This window comes from Chloroflexia bacterium SDU3-3 (genome assembly GCA_009268125.1).
Lineage (GTDB): Bacteria > Chloroflexota > Chloroflexia > Chloroflexales > Roseiflexaceae > SDU3-3.
Window position 1 is genome coordinate 110,454 of sequence record WBOU01000018.1, and the last position, 19,421, is coordinate 129,874.

Sequence of the window (19,421 nt, forward strand, 5' to 3'; positions counted from 1 at the left end):
AGACTAGCGGTATTAGGTATATTCCCTATGATCCACGTACTGATCGTTGATGACAGCCCGGCATTTCTCGATGTGGCCGCACACGAGATCGGGCGCATCCCCGGCTGCGCTGTCGCCGGGCGCGCCGAGTCCGGGCGGGAAGCGCTGGCCCGCGTCGCCCAGCTTCACCCCGACCTTGTGCTGCTGGATATTGCCCTGCCCGACATGTCGGGCATCGAGGTGGCCCAGCAGATCAAAAAGCTCCAGCTGGCCACGCGGGTGGTGCTGGTCTCGCTGTCGAACTCGGCTATCTACCGCGCGACGGGCGAGGCGGTGGGGGCCGACGGCTTCATCCCCAAGGATGAGATCGACACGCAGCTGCCCGCGCTGGTGGCGCGCCTGTTCCCCGCCGCCAGCGCCGCGCACGCCCCCGCCGCCACCCCGCCCGTTCCCGAGGAGCTTGGCCCGATCTGGGAGGCCAGCCCCTGCGCTATGCTGCTGGCCGACATGCAGGGCGTGGTGGTGGCGCTCAACCCGGCCTGCAAGCGCCTGTGCGGCTACGAGCGCAGCTCGCTGCGCGGCGCTCCGCTAGAGTCGATCGTGCTTGACCCAGGGCGGGCGCGCACCCTGCGCGACATGCTGGCGGCAGCCCAGCCCAAGGTGCCCACCCCGCCGGTCGAGCTGGCCATCCGCCACGCCGATGGCAGCGTGCTGCACGCCGAGGCCCAGGCCTCGCTGCTGTGGCGCGAGCCAGAGTCGCTGGTGCTGTTCACCCTGCACAACCTGACCGAGCGCAAGTTCCTTGAGGCCAAGCTGCGCCAGCACGAGGACCAGCGCCGCCAGTGGGAGCAGCAGATGCTGGAGACCCAGAAGCTGGAGCGGCTGGGCCTGCTGACCGGCAGCGTGGCCCACGATTTTAACAACATCCTCACCAGCATCAAGGCCTACGCCGATCTCTCGCTGCTGGAGCTTCCGCCCGACTCCGACGCCACGCGCGAGTCGCTCAGCGCGATCAGCAGCAGCGCGCGCTACGCCATGAACCTCACGCGCCAACTGCTGAACGCCACCGGGCGGCGCAAGCAGCAGCGGCTGGCGATCGACCTGAGCCAGTTTGTGCGCGACCTCGACCAGCTGCTGCAGGTGGCCTGCACCAAGAACTGCTCGCTGGTCTACCACCTGGCCGAGCGCATGCCGCCGATCGAGCTGGACACCGCCCAGCTCATCCAGATCGTGCTGAACTTTGCCGTGAATGCCTGCGAGGCTATCGGCGAGGATGATGGCACGATCATCATCACCACCGAGGTGCGCGATCTGGCGCGCGAGCAGCTGGGGCGGCTGCTGTTTGGCGGCGGCCTGGCCCCTGGGCGCTACATCGGGCTGTCGGTGTCCGACACCGGCTGCGGCATGGATGCCGCGACGCTTGAGCGCGTGTTCGAGCCGTTCTTCACCACCAAGGCCCACGGGCGCGGCCTCGGGCTGGCCTCCACCCAGCACATCGTGCGCGAGATCGGCGGGGCGATGTATGTCGAGAGCGCTCTGGGCAAGGGCACGATCTTCCAGGTGTGGTTTCCCATCGCGCCGTAGCGGTGGCGGAACGATCTGCCGTGGTGCTGGAACGATCTGCAGCGGTGCAAGAAGGATCTGCCGTGGTGGTGGAACGATCTGCCGTGGTGGTGGAACGATCTGCCGTGGTGGTGGAACGATCTGCCGTGGTGGAGAAACGATCTGCAGCGGTGGTGGAACGATCTGCCGTGGTGCTGGAACGATCTGCAGCGGTGCTGGAACGATCTGCAGCGGTGCAAGAAGGATCCGCCGTGGTGCAAGAAGGATCTGCAGCGGTGCAAGAAGGATCTGCACCAGTGCAAGAAGGATCTGCAGCGGTGCAAGAAGGATCTGCAGCGGTGCAAGAAGGATCTGCAGCGGTGCAAGAACGATCTGCCGTGGTGCAAGAACGATCTGCCGTGGTGCAAGAACGATCTGCCGTGGTGCAAGAACGATCTGCCGTGGGGCAGTTTTAGCAAAAAGGCGGCCTGGGGATTTCGCCCCAGGCCGCCTTTTGCGCTATTGCTGGGCTAGATGCCCAGCGCCGTCGTCACCTCGGCCAGGAACGACTGCTCCTCCAGGCTCATCTTGGTGCCGCCCAGGCCCCAGAACGAGCCTTCGTTGGCGGCGTTGGCCACACGCTCGCCCACCAGCAGCAGCCAGCGCTTCAGCTCGGCGGCCTGCTGGGCGGTGGCGCGCTGGCCCAGTTGCTCGGCCACCTGGCGGCAGGCCGCCAGCGCCTCGGCGCGCAGCACCGAGGCGTCGGTGCCCTTCTGCATGCTGATCAGCTGCTCGATCGAGAGCGACTTGCCGGTGCTGCCCTGCAGCATGGTGCGCAGCAGCGTGTTGGCGGGGAACTTGCGGCCCGCCGAGCGTAGGATGGAGAGGATCATCTCGCCCTCCTGCATGGTGTCGGTCAGGCTGCCCTCGGTGGTGTGCATCATCGCAATGCCGATCAGGGCGGCGGCGCGGCGGAACTGGTACATGTCCTCGCTGGTGGGCGTGAAGCTGGTGCGCAGCGCGCGGTTGGCCTGCTCGGCCTCCACCTGCTGCTCGGCCTCGCCCAGCCCAAGCTCGGCCTCCACCGGCGCGATCTTCCAGATCTCATCGCAGTACTGCTGCATCGAGCGGTCCGACGAGAAGAAGCCGCAGCGGGCCGCGTTGATGATCGACTTGCGCACCCAGCTCTCGCCGTCTCGGTAGGCCTGCTCGGCGACATCTTGGCAGCGGATGTACGACTCGTAGTCGGCCATCAGCATGTAGGTGTCCTCGTTCAGCAGGTGGTCAACGATCGGGCGGAACAGGCTGCTGTCGCCGTTCGAGAAGAAGCCGCTGGCGATCTGGTCGATGGCCTGGCGCAGCTCGCCGTTGCGCTCGTAGTAGCCGCGCGGCCAGTAGCCCTTGGCCTTGTGCTCGAACACCTCCTCGGTGCTCAGGCCGAACAGGAAGAAGTTCTCCTCGCCCACCATGTCGCGGATCTCGACATTCGCGCCATCCAGCGTGCCGGTGGTCAGCGCGCCGTTCAGGGCGAACTTCATGTTGCTGGTGCCCGAGGCCTCTTTGCCCGCCATCGAGATCTGCTCGGACAGATCGGCGGCGGGGTAGATCTTCTCGGCCAGCGAGACGTTGTAGTTTGGCAGGAAGACCACCTTGAGCATGCCGCGGATGTCGGGGTCGTTGTTGATGATCTGGGCCACGTTGTTGATCAGCTTGATGATCAGCTTGGCCATGCGGTAGCCGGGGGCAGCCTTTGCGCCGAAGATCACCACGCGGGGCGTGACGCTGGCCTCGGGGTCGGCCTTGAGCCGATTGTAGAGCGTGATCACGTGCAGCAGCTTGAGGTGCTGGCGCTTGTACTCGTGCAGGCGCTTGACCATGATGTCGAAGATCGAGTCGGGGTTGACCAGGATGCCGGTGCGCTGCTGGATGATTGCGGCCAGCTCGACCTTGTTGGCCTGCTTGATCCGCCACCACTCGGCGCGGAAGGCCGGGTCGTCGGCCAGCGGCTCCAGCTTGCGCAGCTGGTCGAGGTCGGTCAGCCACTCGTCGCCAATTGTCTCGCTCAGCAGGCTGGCCAGGCGTGGGTTGGCCAGGCGCATGAAGCGGCGCGGTGTGACGCCGTTGGTCTTGTTGTTGAACTTGTGGGGCCAGAGGTCGTAGAAGTCGTTGAGCACTGTCTCCTGCAGCAGGCGGGTGTGCAGCGCGGCCACGCCGTTGATCGAGTAGCTGCCCACGGCGGCTAGGTGGGCCATGCGCACCTGGCGCTCGCCGCCCTCCTCGATGATCGACATGCGGCGCAGGCGGTCGCCGTCGCCGGGGAAGCGGGCGCGCACCTCGGCCAGGAAGCGCTCGTTGATCTGGTAGATGATCTCTAGGTGGCGCGGCAGCAGGCGCTCGAACAGGCTGACCGACCACTTCTCCAGCGCCTCGGGCATCAGGGTGTGGCAGGTGTAGGCGAAGGTGCCCTGGGTGATCTTCCAGGCGCGGTCCCAGTCCAGCCCGTGCACATCCACCAGCAGGCGCATCATCTCGGCGATGCCGATGGTGGGGTGGGTGTCGTTTAGCTGGATGGCGGCGCGGTCGGGCAGGCGGTCGAAGTCGCCCTGGGCCGCCGGGGCGCGCAGGATGTCGGCCAGCGAGCAGGCCACAAAGAAGTACTGCTGCTCCAGGCGCAGCTGCTTGCCCTGCGGGGTCGAGTCCTCGGGGTAGAGCACCTTCGAGATGTTTTCGGAGCGGGTCTTGTCCTCCACGGCGCGCTCGTAGTCGCCCGCGTTGAACGACTGGAGGTTGAAGGAGTGGTTGGCTTTGGCGCTCCACAGGCGCAGGGTGTTGACATTGCCGGTGCGGTAGCCGGGCACCATCATGTTGTAGGGCACGCCCAGCACGCTGCGCGCGTGCTTCCAGCGGCGGCGCAGGCGGCCAAACTCGTCGGTGTAGCTCTCCACCGTGCCGCCGAAGCCGATCTCGATCTCGGTGTCGGGGTGGGGGAACTCCCAGGGGTTGCCGCGCTTGAGCCACTCGTCGGGGTGCTCGGTCTGCCAGCCGTCCTGGAAGCTCTGCTGGAAGATGCCGTACTCGTAGCGGATGCCGTAGCCGATGCTGGGCATCTTGAGCGTGGCCAGCGAGTCGAGGAAGCAGGCGGCCAGCCGCCCCAGGCCGCCGTTGCCCAGGCCTGGCTCGGCCTCTTGCGCGGCGATCTCGTCCATGTTCAGGCCCAGCTCGGCCATGGCCTGCTTGGCGGTCTCGGTCAGGCCGGTGTTGAGCAGGGCGTTTTCGAGCTGGCGGCCCAGCAGGTACTCGGCGGAGAGGTAGTAGATCGTCTTGGCGTTTGCCGCCGCGTAGGTGTGCAGCGTCTTCAGCCAGCGCTGGATGAGCCGATCGCGCACCGTGTAGCTGAGCGCCATGTACTGATCGTTCGGCGTGGCGAAGCTGATGTCTTTGCCCTGCAGGTAGGCTAGGTTGTCCAGAAAGGCGCGCTTGAAGGTATCGACGGTCATACCTGTGCGGGTATGGACCTCACGCTGTGCCGTCATGCTGTCTCCTCGTAAGCCTAAAGATTCAAACAGATACCGTAGCAGTGCTACGGCAGGTGCTGCGTCGCTATAGGAGCTAAACCGGTTAACCCCATACTAGTATAGGATGCTTGCTGGTGGCGTGCAACTGGCGCACGGTAGCGAAGCCAAAACCGCCGCGCCTGCGCTGGGCGGGCGTGCGCTTGTGTTATAATGCCCGCTTGGTATACCAGGGCAGCAAGGCACCCGATGCTGCCACCCGTACTGTGTATCGTAACACGTTGAGAACGGACGAATGATTACAACAAGCGAACTAAAAAAAGGCGTTGTGCTACTTATGGAAGGCGATCTGCTGCGGATCGCCGACTTTCAGCATGTGAAGCAGGGCCGAGGCAGCGCCTACGTGCGCCTGACGCTTCGCAACGTGCGCTCGGGCGCGACGGTGACGAAGACTGTGCAGGCGGGCGAGAAGTTTGACACCGCCGATCTGGATGTGCGCAAGGTGCAGTACCTCTACCGTGAGGGCGACGACTTCTACTTCATGGACAACGAGACCTTCGAGCAGCCGATCGTGCCCGCCGCGATCATCGGCGACGCGGCCAGCTACATCCGCGAGGATGACACGGTCTCGCTGCTGACATACGAGGGCGAGGTGCTGGACATCTCGCTGCCGCCCAGCGTGGTGCTAGAGGTGGCCGAGACCGAGCCGGGTTACAAGGGCGACACCGCCTCGGGCGCTATGAAGCCCGCGATCATGTCCACCGGCCTGCGGGTGATGGTCCCGCTGTTTGTGGGCGTGGGCGAGCAGCTGCGGGTGGACACGCGCACGGGCGCCTACATCGAGCGCGTCGGCTAGAGGGCTTGCACAGGGCCAGGGCGCACCGGCTGGCGCGCCCTGGCAGCGCTATTCCGACTGTTGTTTTTGAACTTTTGCGGAGCGACCATGACCGACATGCCCCAGGATCAGCAGGGATCAGCCGATGAGTTTGGCCTCGAGGCCGTGCGCGAGCTGCTGCGCCTGATCAGCGCCACCGATGTGACCGAGATTCAGATCGAGCGCGGCGCGACCAAGCTGCATATCAAACGTGGCCAGCAGGTGGCTGCCGCCCCTGCGCCCAGCTTCGCCCCCGCACCCAGCTCTACCGCAGCCGCCGCGCCTGCCGCCGCGCCCGCCGCTGGCCACGCCGCGCCTGCTGAATACGAGCCGCCAGCGGGCAGCTCGACGATCGTATCGCCGATGGTCGGCACCTTCTACTCGGCCAGCACGCCCAAAGACCCCGCGTTTGTGAACGAGGGCGACCTCATCCAGGCGGGCGATGTGGTGGGTATCGTCGAGGCGATGAAGATTATGAACGAGGTCGATAGCGAGTTCTCGGGCCGGATCGCGCGAATCTTGGTGACGAACGGCCAGCCGGTCGAGTACGGCCAGCCGCTCATGATCATCGAGCCAGCCTAGCCGCACCCCCTATCTACATGCAGGGCGCAGGGCTGCCTGTGCCGCTGCATCTTTTTTTCTATGCAGATTCTTTCGGTCTCTCATCTGAACAGCTACCTGCGCGAGCTGATCGACGCCGACCCCATCCTCAGCGATGTGTGGGTCGAGGGCGAGATCTTCGACTTTAAGCAGGCGTCGTCGGGCCACTGGTACTTCTCGCTGAAAGAGGGCGAGGCCACATTGGCGGCGGCGTGCTGGCGCTCGAACGTGGCGCGGATCGGCTACCGCCCGCAGAATGGCGAGGCCGTGCTGGCCCACGGGCGGGTGGGCTTCTACGAGGCCAGCGGCAAGCTGCAGCTGTATGTCGACATGATCCGCCCTTCTGGGGTGGGCCTGCTGCACGCCCGCTTCGAGGAGCTGAAGGCGCGCCTGGGCGCAGAGGGTCTGTTCGACGCCTCGCGCAAGCGCGAGCTGCCCGGACTGCCACGCCGGATCGGCGTGGCCACCTCGCCCACCGGCTCGGTCATCCGCGACATCGAGAACGTGCTGCGGCGGCGCTACCCGCTGGCCCAGCTGGTGCTGGCCCCCTGCAAGGTGCAGGGCGACGGCGCCGCCGACTCGGTGGTGGAGGCGCTCTACGCGCTGTACGATCAGGCGGTGGATGTGATCATCGTGGCGCGCGGCGGCGGCTCCGCCGAGGATCTGTGGTGCTTCAACGAGGAGGTGGTGGCGCGGGCGGTCTACGCCAGCCCGGTGCCGGTGATCAGCGGCGTGGGCCACGAGACCGACGTGACGATCATCGACTACGTGGCCGACCTGCGTGCCCCCACGCCCAGCGCCGCCGCCGAGCTGGTGGCCCCCGAGATCGACGCGCTGGCCGCCGCCGCCGAGGACATGCGCCTGCGCATGGAGCAGGCCCTGCGCGAGCAGATCCGCCAGGCCCGCGACGAGGTGGCGGGCGTGCGCCGCCGCATGGAGTCGGCCTCGCCGCTGGCCCGCGTGATGCGCGACCGCCAGACCATCGACAACCTGCAGCGGCGCATGGCGGCCTCGCTGGGCCACCGGATCAGCCTGGGCCGCGCGCGCGTGGATGGCCTGCGCGCCCACCTGACCGCGCTCAGCCCCCAGGCCACGCTCGATCGCGGCTACGCCGTGGTGCGCCGCCTGGCCGATGGCGCGGTGGTGACCGACCCCGCGCAGGTCGCCCCCGGCGAGCCGCTGGAGATTACGGTGCGCCATGGTACTTTTGGGGCATCTTCCGATTCGCAGGCTTGACAACCCCCCGCAGGCCAACTAGAGTGCATACAGGACTTTTTCTGGCTTCCCAATGCACTGGGCCGCGCCTGGTTGTTATGGCATAGGCATACGAGGAATGACATGACAACACCCACCGAGGTGCAGACCTACGAGACCTGCTACACCCGCATGCAGGAGATCGTGGCGCGGCTGGAGGCGGGCGAGCTGCCGCTGGCCGAGGCCATGGCGCTCTACGAGGAGGGCACGCGGCTGGCCGCCACCTGCCAGCAGCTGCTCGACGCCGCCGAGCTGCGCATCCAAGAGCTTCGCATTGGGGGGGCCGCCAGCTCCGAGGAGTAATCGATGGTTGCCGAACAGACACACCGCTACCCGCGCTGGATTACGTTTTCGATCGAGGTGCTGTGTGCCCTGCTTGTGGGCGGCACGACGCTGCTCGCTGGGCGCGATATACTGCGCTACATCTGGTCTACCTACGATTTAGATCTGTCGATCTCGCGCTACCTGCCCTGGTTCACCGATGTGGTGACGGCGCTGGGCGGCGGCGCGACCAACCATGGCCTCTTCAGCCCCACCGCGCTGCTGCCCTCGCTCACATGGTGGATGCTGGCCCTGCTGTTCTCGCTGCTGGCCCGCAACAGCCTGCCCACCATCCGCACCAGCCCGCGCGGCATGCTGGTGGAGTTCTCTGGCGGCTGGCTGCCCATCCCCTGGGAGTCGCTGACGGCGATCAAGGTGACCGAGGACTTTGGGGCCGAGCGCTTCGTGCTGTTTGCCGAGGCCAGCAAGGACTACCTGACCGGCTGGCATCGGCTCTATGGCTTCCTCTACCGCTTTAGCCTGCGGCGCGGCTTCCTGATCACCTCGGCCATCCAGAACTTCGACGGCCTGGTGAAGACGCTGCTCAGCGAGACCGACCGTGTGGCCCGGGCCCTCGACCGCATCAACACGGTCAAGCTGCAGGAGAACACCGCCTCGCCGCTGTTCCGCTTTATGCTTGGCCCGGCGTCGTTTTTCAGCCGCCGCGATAGCAGCGAGGAGGGTGTGGCCTTCTCGGCTGGGCCGGTCTCTGGGCCCATCCGCGGCAGCTACCCGGCGCGGATCTCGGGCCTGTTCACCTGGGGTGCGATGCTGCTGGCCGTGCTCACGCTGGTGCGCTATGTGATCTACTGGCTGGAGTTCCTGGCGCTCACCTTCACCGATCTGCTGCGGCTGCCGGTCTTCGACCGCCTGATGGTGACCCAGCAGCAGACGCTCGCGCCGTGGTGGCTGCTGGTGGCCGCCCACCTGATGGCGATCGCGATGTTTAGCTTGCTGATCGCGCTGCGCCACACCCTGCCCGAGATCGAGGCGCGGGCCGAGGGGCTGGCGGTGCGCCACTTCAATCGCTGGATCGTGCTGCCCTGGGCGCGGATCGCGGCGATCAAGGTGACCGAGCTTTCGGAAGATAGCCAGGTGGTGCTGATCCAGGCCAGCGGCGGGCTGCCGCCATCCACGCGGTTTGCCAGCCTGCTCTACGATGGCTCGTTCAAACCGGGCGTGCTGCTCACCTCGGCGATTAGCTCGTTCGAGCCGCTGCTGCAGCGCGTGGTGCTGGAGGTGACGCGGAATCAGAGCGGCCAGGTTGATCTGGATGACTCGCCGATCTTCCAGAGCGACGCCTACTCGCCGCTGCTGTTCACCAGCATGCGGGCCGCCGCGTCGATCGACCGCCAGATCGAGGACATCCGCGAGACCAACGATACCACCGCGATCAGCACGCCGCGCCTGCTGCGCGCGGCCAACCCCATGCTGTGGCTCGCGGTGCTGCCCGCGCTGCTGGGCTTCGCCGAGCGCTCCATCCACCGGGCGCTGCTGCCCAGCCCAGCCCTGATCGTGATGTGCCTGCTGATTGTGGTGATCGGCATGATCGAGTGGCCGGTGGTGGCGCTGGCGGCCGAGACGTACGACGAGATGTCGGGCGGCGGCGAGGAGGGGCACCGGCCTTTCTACCTCTACCCCACCACGCAGATCCCGCGCGCGCTGCCGCTGCTGGGCGCGCTGATCCTCACGCTGCTGGGCGTCCCGGCGCTGCCCGCGCTGCTGTGGCTAGGCGCGATCGGCTGGTCGTTCATGCTGGCGGCGGGGCTGTGGGGCACGCTCTACGACTGGCGCGGCAGCCAGCTGCTGCTGGGCGGTGCCATCCCGGCGATCTTCCAGATGCTGGTGCTGTTTGTCTATATGTTTGCGCTGCGCTAGGGCGGGGCACAAGCGCACAAAGGGGGAGGCCGCATATGCGGCCTCCCCCTTTGTGCATGGTATGCTCTGCCGCTAGGCGGCCCTTCGGCGCTGTTGCGGCTATGCTAGGCCAACAAGGTCATCGGTGCTGTCGGGGCGGGTCGCGTGCCCGCCCGCGCTGCTCGCATCGATAGCATCGAAACCTGCTGAGGGCGTTGCCGCCTTCGATCCCCTAAGGTAGGCTGACAAGCACGGAGCCAGGGTTCCCTGGCTCCGACGCCCCCTGTTTACGCCGCTGGGCCGCGCCGCTAGCTCAGCTCGCCGCGCACCAAAGCCCGCGCGATCTGGTTGTGGCGCTGGATGAGCGAGGGCAGCTCGATGCCGAGCAGCTGGCCCTCCTGCACGCGCACCACGCCGTTGATTACGCTCAGGTCGACCATGGGCGGCTGGCAGAACACCAGTGCGGCCAGCGGGTCGTGCACTGCGCCGCCCGCGAAACCCAGGGTGTCGAGCCGGTAGCCGATGAAATCGGCGGCCATGGCGGGGGCCAGCACGCCGATGTCGTCGCGGCCCAGCACCTCGGCACCGCCGCGCGTGGCCAGGCGCAGCGCCTCGCGCGCGGTGAGCGCGGCGGGGTCGCCCAGCACGCGGTGCAGCAGCAGCGCCTGCCGGGCCTCGGCTAGCAGGTGCGAGCCATCGTTGGACGCCGAGCCATCCACGCCCAGGCCCACCCTGGCCCCGGCCCGCACCAGCCCGCGCAGCGGCGCGAAGCCCGAGGCCAGCCGCATGTTGGATGTGGGGCAGTGTGCCACGCCGGTGTGGGTGCGGCCCAGCCGCGTCACCTCGTCGGGGCTGGGGTGCACCATGTGGGCGTGCCACACATCCGGCCCCACCCAGCCCAGGTCTTCGGCCAGCTCCACAGGGCTGCGCCCGAAGTGCTCGCGGCAGTAGTCGTCCTCGTCGCGGGTCTCGGCCAGGTGGGTGTGCGAGTGCACGCCGTAGCTGCGGGCCAGCTCCACGCTCTGCCGCATCAGGTCGGGCGAGACGGTGAAGGGCGAGCAGGGCGCGAGCACCACGCGCAGCATGGAGTAGCGCTTGGGGTTGTGGTACTGCTCGATCAGCCGCCGCGAGTCGCGCAGGATGAACTCCTCGCTCTCCACCACGTGGTCTGGCGGCAGGCCGCCCTTCGATACGCCCACCGACATCGAGCCGCGCGTGGCGTGGAAGCGCACGCCCATGTCTTGCGCGGCCTCGATCTGGTCATCCAGCCGCGCGCCGTTGGGCCAGATGTAGGTGTGGTCGCTGGTGGTGGTGCACCCCGAGAGCATCAGCTCGGCGATCGCCACCTTGGTGCTCACCTGGATGGCCTCGGGCGTCAGCCCCGCCCAGATCGGGTAGAGCGTGCGCAGCCAGTTGAAGAGCACCGCGTCCTGCGCCCCTGGCACATTGCGCGTCAGCGTCTGCACGAAGTGGTGGTGGGTGTTGACCAGACCGGGCAGGATCACCATGTCGCTGGCGTCGATGATCGTGTCGGCCTGCTGCGGCAGGTCGGCGCTGTGCCCCACCTGCTCGATCGCGCCATCCACGATGTACATGCCGCCGTCGGCGTAGGTGGTGCCCGCGTCATCCATCGTGGCGAGCATGGCCGCGTTGCGTACCAAAAGGGTTGCCATAGTTGTCCTTCCTCGCTGGCGGGTAGCGCGGCGTGGCTGCGGCTACTCCGCCAGCTCAAACACGATGTCTTGCGCGCCTTCCCACAGCGTCAGCTTGCCCATGGCGGGCAGCTGCTCGTGGCCATCCAGCAGCGTCAGGAAGTGGTTCCCGGCCAGCTGGCCGACCTTGCTGGAGAAGCACGCGCTTCCGTAGGGAAAGAGGATCTCGGTCTCGCTGAAGCCGCCGGGGTAGAACAGGATGTCGCCGCGCGAGGGGTGGCTGGTGTGGTTCTCGAAGCCGACGCCCAGCTGGAAGTCGCCCAGCGGGATCCAGCACGACTCGCCGCTCCAGCGGCAGTGGATGAGCTTCTGGTGGTAGGGCAGCAGCTTCAGGAATGCGGCGCAGGTCTCGGGGGCCAGCTCCTCCTCTAGGCGGGCGGTGTAGGTGAATGGGCCAGCGGTGATCTTCAGCGTGGTCATGGGCGATTCTCCTTCGCTCATAGTATAGCGGCAGATGGGCAGGTGGCAATATATGCCGCGCCGCCACAGTGTACCGCAGCTTTCTTTCTCAAAATGTGCGCCAGTTGAGCCGATATAGGTGATCTTAACCCGTATCGTTATTCGTACAATAGAGAGTGACAACTTGCGAAACCGGCTCTATATCGAATAAACGAGAGATGTGCTATGTTCCCTTCTCATGCCTCAAGCCCAGATGAGCTGCTTGCCATGATCGATGCCCAGCAGTCCATCTTCGATAGCCTGCCGATGATCTTGCTCGTGTTCGATGTGCTCGCCCCCACGCGCTATCGGCTGTCGGGCATGAACGCTATGGCCGCCCGCAGCTTCGGCGAGGATCGCACGCAGCTGCTGGGCAAGGAGATCGGCGAGTTCATGCCGCCCGCCTCGGTCGAGTGGATTGTGGCCCAGACCGAGGAGAGCGCCCGCACCCGCGCCATGGTGGAGGGCGATCTGCTGGCCCAGACGCCGGCTGGCCCCATGTGGCTGCGCGGCCAGATCGTCCCGCTGTTCGACGATGGTGGCCAGCTGGTGCGCACGGTGAATATTGTCGTCGACATCACCGAGCAGAAAGAGCGCGAGCAGCGCGATCAGGAGGAGAAGGACCGGATCATCGCCAGCCAGAACGCGGTGCTGGTCGAGCTGTCCTCGCCCCTGCTGCAGATCAGCGAGAGCACTGTGGTGATGCCGCTGATCGGCGCGATCGACTCGCGGCGGGTGGAGATGATCATGCAGGAGCTGCTGACGGGCGTGACGACCTACGCAGCCCAGTTTGTGATTATCGACATCACCGGCCTGCCCATCGTAGATACGCAGGTGGCCAATGCGCTGCTGCACGCCACCCAGGCCGTGAAGCTGCTGGGCGCGAAGGTGGTGCTCACTGGCATCCGCCCCGAGGTGGCCCAGACGCTGGTGGGCCTGGGCGTCGACCTGAGCAGCATTGTGACGCTCAGCTCGCTACAGTCGGGCATTGCGTTTGCGCTTCGCCAGCGCTAGAATTTCCCCCCTTCTCTTGCCAGCGCCCTGCGGGTTTGCCCGTGGGGCGCTGGCTTTTCCGCGCCTTGTGGCTTTTCTCTTCAAAACCTCGCGCCTTCGCATCTTCGTGATATTCGTTACCCCTCCAGTGCCCGCAGCACGCGCTCGGGTGTCATGGGCTGGTGGTGCAGCCACACCCCGGTGGCGCGGTGGATGGCGTCGGCCACGGCGGGCGCGAAGGGCACCAGCCCCATCTCGGACATGCCGCGCGCGCCGTAGGGGCCATTGGGGTCGGCCAGCTCAAGGATGATCGGCACGATCTCGGTGGGCATGTCCAGCGCGGTGGGCAGCAGGTAGGTGCTGAAGCTCGGCGTGAGCACCTTCCCGCCCTTCACCTGAAAATCCTCCATCAGCGCGTAGCCCAGCGCCTGGGCCAGGCAGCCCTCGATCTGGCCCTCGACCTGCTGCTTGTTGATGGCCTTGCCCACGTCGTGCGCGCTGATGATTGTGAGCACCTGCACCTGCCCGGTGAGGGTGTTGACCTCCAGCTCCACGGCCTGCGAGACGTAGCCGTAGCAGTAGTTGGGCCTGCCCTCGCCGGTGATGGGGTGCAGCGGTGTGGTGGCGGGCGGGCGGTACTGTGCGGTGGCGATGGCCGGGCGATCCTCCTCCTGCCAGCGCGTGAGCGCGGCGGCGCAGGCGTCGTGCACGGCCCGCCCGCCCATCAGCGTCATGCGCGACGCCGATGCGCTCCCTGCGTTGGGGGCCTGGCTGCTGTCGTCGGTGATCATCTGCACATGGGCTAGCGGCAGGCCCAGCCGCTCGGCGGCGATCTGGCGCAGCGCGAGGTGCGCGCCCTGGCCCACATCCGCCGCGCCCACGCGCACCACGGCCCGCTCGACGCTGGCCTGGCCGTGCAGCTCCACGGTGGCGGTGGCCTGCTCGGGGTAGCCGAACGAGTAGCCCACGTTCTTGATCCCGCTGGCGAAGCCCCAGGCCCGCCGCACCCCTGGGCGCGCTGGCGGGCGCGGCTGCTGCATGCGGCGCTCCATCTCGGCGGCGCAGGCCTCTAGCACGGGCAGCGCGCTGACGCCCGCTGGCAGCGTGTCGCCGCTCGGCTCGATATCGCCCTCGCGGTAGATATTCTTGCGCCGCAGCTCCAGCGCGTCCATGCCCAGCGCCTCGGCCAGCCGCGCCAGCATCAGCTCGCTGGCGAACTGGGCCTGGGGCGCGCCGAAGCCCCGGAAAGCCCCGCTGGGGATGTTGTTGGTGTAGACGGCGTAGCCATCCAGCGCGACGTTGGGGATGCGGTAGGTGCCGGTGGCCAGCAGTGTGGCGATCTTGATCACCTCGACGCTGGTGGAGGCGTAGGCCCCGCCGTCGGCCAGCAGCTCGGCCTTGGCGGCCACGATGGTGCCGTCGCGCATCGCGCCCCAGGTGCAGCGCAGGCTGATCGGGTGGCGCTTGTGGTGGCCCACCATCGACTCCTCGCGGCTCCACACAATCGCCACCGGGCGGCGCAGCTTCCAGGCGGCCAGCGCGGCTAGGTGCTGGATGGACATGTCCTCGCGCCCGCCGAACGCACCGCCGATTGAGGCGTAGCGGATGATCACGCGCTGCTCGGGGATCTGCAGGATCTCGGCGATCTGGCGGCGGTCCTCGTGCAGCCACTGGCCTGCGGTTTCCAGCACCAGGTTGCCATGCTCGTCGATGTGGGCTACGCCCGCCTCGGGCTGCAGGAAGGCGTGCTCCTGCCAGGTGGTGTGGTACTCGCCCTCCACCACCACGTCGGCCTCGCGCAGCGCCCGCTCGGCGTCGCCACGGCGGATGGGGATGTGGGCCAGCACGTTGCTGTGGCCCTGGTGGATCTGCACGGCCTCCACCTCCATGGCCGCGCGCGGGTCGGTGATCGCGGGCAGGTCTTGGTAGGCCACCTGCACCAGCTGCGCGCCCGCCGCCGCCGCCGCCCTGCTCTCGGCCACCACCAGCGCCACCTTGTCGCCTTCGAAGCGTACGGTGTCGGCGCAGAGCACCGGCTGGTCGCGCTCGATCAGGCCGTAGGCGTTGAAGGGCACGTCGGCGGCGGTGAGCACGGCCACCACGCCGGGGTGGGCCAGCGCCGCGCCGCTGTCGATCGACAGGATGCGGGCGTGCGGGCGGTGCGCGAACACCACCGCGAGGTGCAGCATGCCCTCGCGCACCAGGTCGCCGGGGTAGGTGGCCGCGCCGGTGACTTTGCGCAGCGCGTCGGGGCGGGGCAGCGATGCGCCGATCAGGCTTTCTTGTTTGGGGTTGTTAGGCTTGTTCATGGGCTGCGTCCATTACGGCATCAAGGATCTTGCGGTAGCCGGTGCAGCGGCAGATGTTGCCGCTCAGCGCGCACTGGGCCTGCTGGCGGTTGGGGCAGGGCTGCTCATCCAGCAGCTTCGCGCCCGCCATCAGCATGCCCGGTATGCAGTAGCCGCACTGCACGGCGGCGTTGCGGATGAAGGCGCTCTGCAGCGGGTGCAGCTCGTCGGGGCTGCCCAGCCCCTCGATGGTGGTGACGTGCGCGCCGTTGGCCTGGGCGGCGGGGGTGAGGCACGACATCACCGCCTTGCCATCCAGCCACACGGTGCAGGCCCCGCACTCACCCTCGGCGCAGCCCGACTTGGTGCCGGTCAGCCCGGCGTCGTCGCGCAGGGCGTCGAGCAGGGTTTTGGCCTGCGCGCCCACCAGCGTGTGGGGCTGGCCGTTGATGGTGGTGCGCACGGCCTCGACGATCCCGCCCGCGCGGGGCGTGGCGGCGGTCGCGGCGCGGTCGCTCTCCAGCAGCACCGGCTGGGCGGGCCAGAGCTCGCGCTCGCGGCCCTCGGCCAGCTGCCGCAGGCCGTCGGCGGCCATATTGCGCAGCGCCAGCAGCCGGTAGTCGGCGGAGCCGCGCACGTCGCCGATCGGCTGGGCACCCTGGGCGCACAGCCGCGCCGCCTCGGCGCATGTCGCCTCGTCCAGCTCCCGCCCCGCCAGGTAGGCGCTGGCGGCGCTGGCCAGCACCACGGTGGGCGCGAGGCATCCCAGCGCGATCCGTGCCGTGCGGATGTGGCGCATGTCCTCTTCGAACTCTAGCGCGAAGGCCAGATGGATGACCGAGATCGCCTGGGCGCGGCGCAGCCCGAGCTTTAGGTACAGCCCGCGCGAGCGCTCGCCCAGCGTGGGCACGCGGATCTCGCGCAGCAGCTCGTCGGGGCGCAGCGCGGTGCGGCGGAAGCCGGTGTAGAACGCGTGGAGCGGCACTGTGCGCTCGCCCGCCGCGCTGGCCAGCACCAGCTCGGCCCCCAGCGCCATCAGCGGGCTGATCGTGTCGTTGGCGGGCGAGGCGGTGACGAGGTTCCCGGCCACCGTGGCCCGCGTGCGGATCTGCGGCGCGCCCAGCTCCCAGCAGGCCTGGGCCAGCGGCAGCGCGCGGGCCACGCATGCGGCGCTGGCGATCACGTCGTTATGGGTGGCCAAGGCCCCGATCCGCAGCAGGCCCGCATCCTCGCGGATGTAGGCCAGCTCGCGCAGCTGGCTGATGTCGATCAGCGCGCTGGTTGGCCGCACGCCGCGCGACAGCTCGACCATCACATCGGTGCCGCCCGCTACGATCCGCGCCGCGCCCGCATGATCGCGCAGCAGCGGCAGGGCCTCGTCGAGCGTTGCTGGTTGGTAGTAGTGTTCCCACATAGCGTTGTCCTCTAGTCTGCCGTCGCTGCCAGGGGCCGCAGCAGCCTGCCGATCGGCGGGGAGACGATCGCCCCATCGCGGGCCACGGTGGTGCCGCGCACGATCGTGCGGGCGATCGTGCCCTGCATTGCCATGCCGATGTAGGGGCTGATCCTGTGGCGGTAGTGCAGGTCGTCGGCGCGCAGGGTCGCGCTCGCGCCCAGGTCGATCAGCGCCAGGTCGGCGTCGGCCCCCACGGCCAGCGCGCCCTTCTGCGGGGCCAGCCGGAAGCGCCGCGCCACAAAGGCGGCGGTGATCTCGGCCAGCAGCGCCAGCGGCAGCCCGCGCCGCAGGTGGCCCTCGGAGATCATCAGCGCCATGGTGGACTGCGCGCCCGCGATGCCGCCCCACACCGCGAAGAAGTTATCGCTGGTCTTCATGTCGGGTGGGGCGGGCGAGTGGTCGGATGCGACCATGGGCAGCGTGCCAGCGGCGATCTGGGCCCAGAGCGCATCCTGCTCGGCCTGGGGCCGCAGCGGCGGGGCGCACTTGGCCACCGCGCCCATCCGCTCCACGTCGTCCTCGGTCAGCACTAGGTAGTGCGGGCAGGTCTCGCACGAGACATCGACCCCGCGCGCCCGCGCCTCGGCCACGGCGGCCACGCCTGCGCCGCTGCTCACGTGCACGATGTGCAGGGCGCAGCCGGTCTGCTCGGCCAGGAAGATCGCGCGGTTGATCGCCTCCAGCTCGGCGATGATCGGGCGCGAGGCCAGGTAGTCGCGCACGCCCGTGCGGCCCTCGGCCTGGGCACGCTGGGCCAGCGCGGCGGTGATGGTGTTGCTCTCGGCGTGCACCGCCACCAGCAGCCCGTGGCGCGCGGCCACCTGCATGCCCTCGTAGAGCGTCAGATCGTCGGCGGCGCTGAAGTCGCTGGTGCCGCTGTTTGACATAAACGCCTTCAGCCCAATCACGCCGCATGCCGCCAGCTCATCGAGCTGATCGCGGTTCTCGGGCGTCAGGCCGCCCCACAGCGCGAAGTCGATCAGGCTCGACCGCTCGGCGGCGGCCAGCTTGGCGGCGAAGCTGGCGGCGTCGCAGGTGGGTGGGTGGGCGTTCAGCGGCATCTCGCAGAAGCTGGTGATGCCGCCCGCCGCCAAGGCCCGCGTGCCGCTGGCGAAGCCCTCCCACTCGGTGCGCCCCGGCTCGTTCAGGTGCACGTGCGCGTCGATGCCGCCGGGCAGCACGTGCTGCCCGCTGGCGTCGATGGTCTCGCCCGCATCGCCCGCCAGCTCCGGGCCGATTGCGGCGATCGCGCCGCCCGCGATCGCGATGTCGGCAGGCTCGCCGGGGGCGGCGGCCAGCCTGCCGCCGCGTATGATCGTGTCGTAGCGGGTCATCACCCTTCCTTTCGCGTCCGCGCCATGCCCGCAAGCATGGCCGCGAGCACCTCGATGGCTGCCGCCGCATCTTCCTCGCGCACCGACTCGGCGGGGTTGTGGCTGATGCCGCCCGCGCAGCGCACGAACAGCATCGCGATCGGCATGGCCGAGGCCAGGATGGCCCCGTCGTGGCCCGCGCCGCTGGGCAGGGCGTGGGCGCGCAGGCCGCAGGCCTCGATGGCTCGCTCTAGCTGGGCCGTCAGCGCGCCGTCGCAGGGCACGCAGGGGTTCTCCTGCACCTTCTCCCACTCCAGCGCCACCCCGCGCCGCTCGGCCAGATCCGCCGCCTGCTGCCGCAGGTACTCGATGGCGGCCAGCCGCACCCCGTCATCCTGGTGGCGCACATCCAGGCTCAGCGTCACATGGCCGGGGATGACGTTGCTGGCTCCCGGCGCGGCCCACAGCTGCCCCACCGTGGCCACCAGCCCCTTGGTCTCGCAGGCCAGCGCCTCGGTGAGCAGCACAAACTCGGCGGCGGCGCACAGCGCGTCGTGGCGCAGCCGCATGGGCACCGTGCCCGCGTGCCCCGCCGCACCGCTGAAGCTCAGCGCGAACCGGCTCTGCCCCGCGATCGATGTGACCACCCCCACCGGCAGATCCAGCGCCTCTAGCACCGGCCCCTGCTCGATGTGCACCTCGCAGTAGCCCAGCAGGTCGTGGCTGGCGCGGGCGTCGCGGGCCAGCGCGGCGGGGTCGCCGCCAGCGCGGCGGATGGCCTCGGAGAGCGAGATGCCGTCCTCATCAATGGATGCCAGCAGCTGGGCGTCGAACTGGCCGATGAAGGCCTTGCTGCCCAGGTAGGCGGTGTGGTAGCGCACGCCCTCCTCGTCGGCGAAGGCCACGATCTCGATCGCGAAGGGCAGGCGCGTGCCGCTGTCGGCCAGCTGCTGCACGCAGGCCAGCGCCACCAGGATGCCCAGCGGGCCATCGTAGCGCCCGGCGTCGCGCACAGTGTCCAGGTGCGATCCCAGCAGCAGCGTCTTGGCCCCCGGTCGGTCGGCCTCGTAGCGCCCGATCAGGTTGCCGATGTTGTCGCGTCGCACCGTCATGCCCGCGCCGCGCATCCAGGCCGCCGCCGCCAGCATGGCCGCCTCCAGCGCGGGCGTGGCGAAGCGCCGCGTGAGCCTGCCCGCCTCCTCGCTGATCTCGCCCAGCGCGCTGCAGCGCGCCATTACCTGCGGGGCGTAGGCGGCGGGCTGTGTGCTGTGCTGCGCCATGG

The 19,421-nt window shown here is 68.4% G+C and carries 14 protein-coding genes and 1 pseudogene; 7 read left to right on the top strand and 8 right to left on the bottom strand.

The genetic code is table 11. The annotated features are described in order from the left end of the window. The first annotated feature begins 27 nt into the window (after window positions 1–27). The gene (locus F8S13_23175; GenBank protein KAB8140655.1) at window positions 28–1,563 is read left to right on the top strand and encodes a response regulator; all 1,536 of its coding nucleotides are present in this window, start codon (window positions 28–30) and stop codon (window positions 1,561–1,563) included. A gap of 4 nt (window positions 1,564–1,567) precedes the next feature. On the opposite strand, the pseudogene F8S13_23180 reads toward F8S13_23175, so the two are convergent. Together F8S13_23180 and F8S13_23185 are read right to left on the bottom strand one after the other, a co-directional pair. Further along, window positions 1,568–1,828 (bottom strand): annotated as a pseudogene (locus tag F8S13_23180) (serine/threonine protein kinase). Between the two features lie 223 nt (window positions 1,829–2,051). Continuing rightward, window positions 2,052–5,054, bottom strand: coding sequence for a glycogen/starch/alpha-glucan phosphorylase (locus tag F8S13_23185; GenBank protein KAB8140656.1), 3,003 nt, complete (start codon window positions 5,052–5,054; stop codon window positions 2,052–2,054). Between the two features lie 274 nt (window positions 5,055–5,328). On the opposite strand from F8S13_23185, the gene efp reads away from it, so the two are divergent. From efp to F8S13_23210, 5 genes are all read left to right on the top strand, one after another. Beyond that, the gene (gene efp, locus F8S13_23190) at window positions 5,329–5,889 is read left to right on the top strand and encodes an elongation factor P (GenBank protein ID KAB8140657.1); all 561 of its coding nucleotides are present in this window, start codon (window positions 5,329–5,331) and stop codon (window positions 5,887–5,889) included. A gap of 87 nt (window positions 5,890–5,976) precedes the next feature. Further along, on the top strand, window positions 5,977–6,489 hold the full coding sequence (gene accB, locus F8S13_23195; protein KAB8140658.1) for an acetyl-CoA carboxylase biotin carboxyl carrier protein: 513 nt from the start codon (window positions 5,977–5,979) through the stop codon (window positions 6,487–6,489). A gap of 60 nt (window positions 6,490–6,549) precedes the next feature. Continuing rightward, a complete protein-coding gene (xseA, locus tag F8S13_23200) occupies window positions 6,550–7,743 on the top strand; it encodes an exodeoxyribonuclease VII large subunit (GenBank protein KAB8140659.1) in 1,194 nt (397 codons plus the stop codon). 102 nt (window positions 7,744–7,845) lie between these two features. Further along, window positions 7,846–8,064, top strand: a complete 219-nt coding sequence (gene xseB, locus F8S13_23205) for an exodeoxyribonuclease VII small subunit (protein KAB8140660.1) — start codon at window positions 7,846–7,848, stop codon at window positions 8,062–8,064. A gap of 3 nt (window positions 8,065–8,067) precedes the next feature. Next, complete coding sequence (locus F8S13_23210; GenBank protein KAB8140661.1) at window positions 8,068–9,960, top strand: hypothetical protein; 1,893 nt, start codon at window positions 8,068–8,070, stop codon at window positions 9,958–9,960. Between the two features lie 287 nt (window positions 9,961–10,247). Here F8S13_23210 and F8S13_23215 read toward each other — a convergent pair whose 3' ends face one another. Next, on the bottom strand, window positions 10,248–11,612 hold the full coding sequence (locus F8S13_23215; GenBank protein KAB8140662.1) for an 8-oxoguanine deaminase: 1,365 nt from the start codon (window positions 11,610–11,612) through the stop codon (window positions 10,248–10,250). A gap of 42 nt (window positions 11,613–11,654) precedes the next feature. Next, window positions 11,655–12,071: a DUF3830 family protein gene (locus F8S13_23220; GenBank protein KAB8140663.1), complete on the bottom strand. Its 417-nt coding sequence runs from the start codon at window positions 12,069–12,071 to the stop codon at window positions 11,655–11,657. Window positions 12,072–12,275: 204 nt separating this feature from the next. On the opposite strand from F8S13_23220, the gene F8S13_23225 reads away from it, so the two are divergent. Continuing rightward, window positions 12,276–13,103 (top strand): STAS domain-containing protein, encoded by an 828-nt coding sequence (locus F8S13_23225; protein ID KAB8140664.1) that lies wholly within the window; start codon window positions 12,276–12,278, stop codon window positions 13,101–13,103. Window positions 13,104–13,219: 116 nt separating this feature from the next. Here F8S13_23225 and F8S13_23230 read toward each other — a convergent pair whose 3' ends face one another. From F8S13_23230 to F8S13_23245, 4 genes are read right to left on the bottom strand one after another with little or no spacing between them, the layout of a single operon-like run. Next, entirely contained in the window at window positions 13,220–15,391 is a 2,172-nt protein-coding gene (locus F8S13_23230) for a xanthine dehydrogenase family protein (protein ID KAB8140665.1), read from the bottom strand. Then, window positions 15,378–16,784 carry a 2Fe-2S iron-sulfur cluster binding domain-containing protein gene (locus F8S13_23235; GenBank protein KAB8140666.1) on the bottom strand — a complete coding sequence of 469 codons (1,407 nt, stop codon included), beginning with the start codon at window positions 16,782–16,784 and terminating at the stop codon, window positions 15,378–15,380. Before F8S13_23235 ends, F8S13_23230 begins: the two co-directional genes overlap by 14 nt. An 11-nt stretch (window positions 16,785–16,795) precedes the next feature. Continuing rightward, window positions 16,796–18,160, bottom strand: coding sequence for an allantoinase (locus tag F8S13_23240; protein KAB8140667.1), 1,365 nt, complete (start codon window positions 18,158–18,160; stop codon window positions 16,796–16,798). Further along, window positions 18,160–19,419 carry an allantoate amidohydrolase gene (locus F8S13_23245; protein ID KAB8140668.1) on the bottom strand — a complete coding sequence of 420 codons (1,260 nt, stop codon included), beginning with the start codon at window positions 19,417–19,419 and terminating at the stop codon, window positions 18,160–18,162. The genes F8S13_23240 and F8S13_23245 overlap by 1 nt, the downstream gene beginning before the upstream one ends. Window positions 19,420–19,421: the final 2 nt, after the last annotated feature.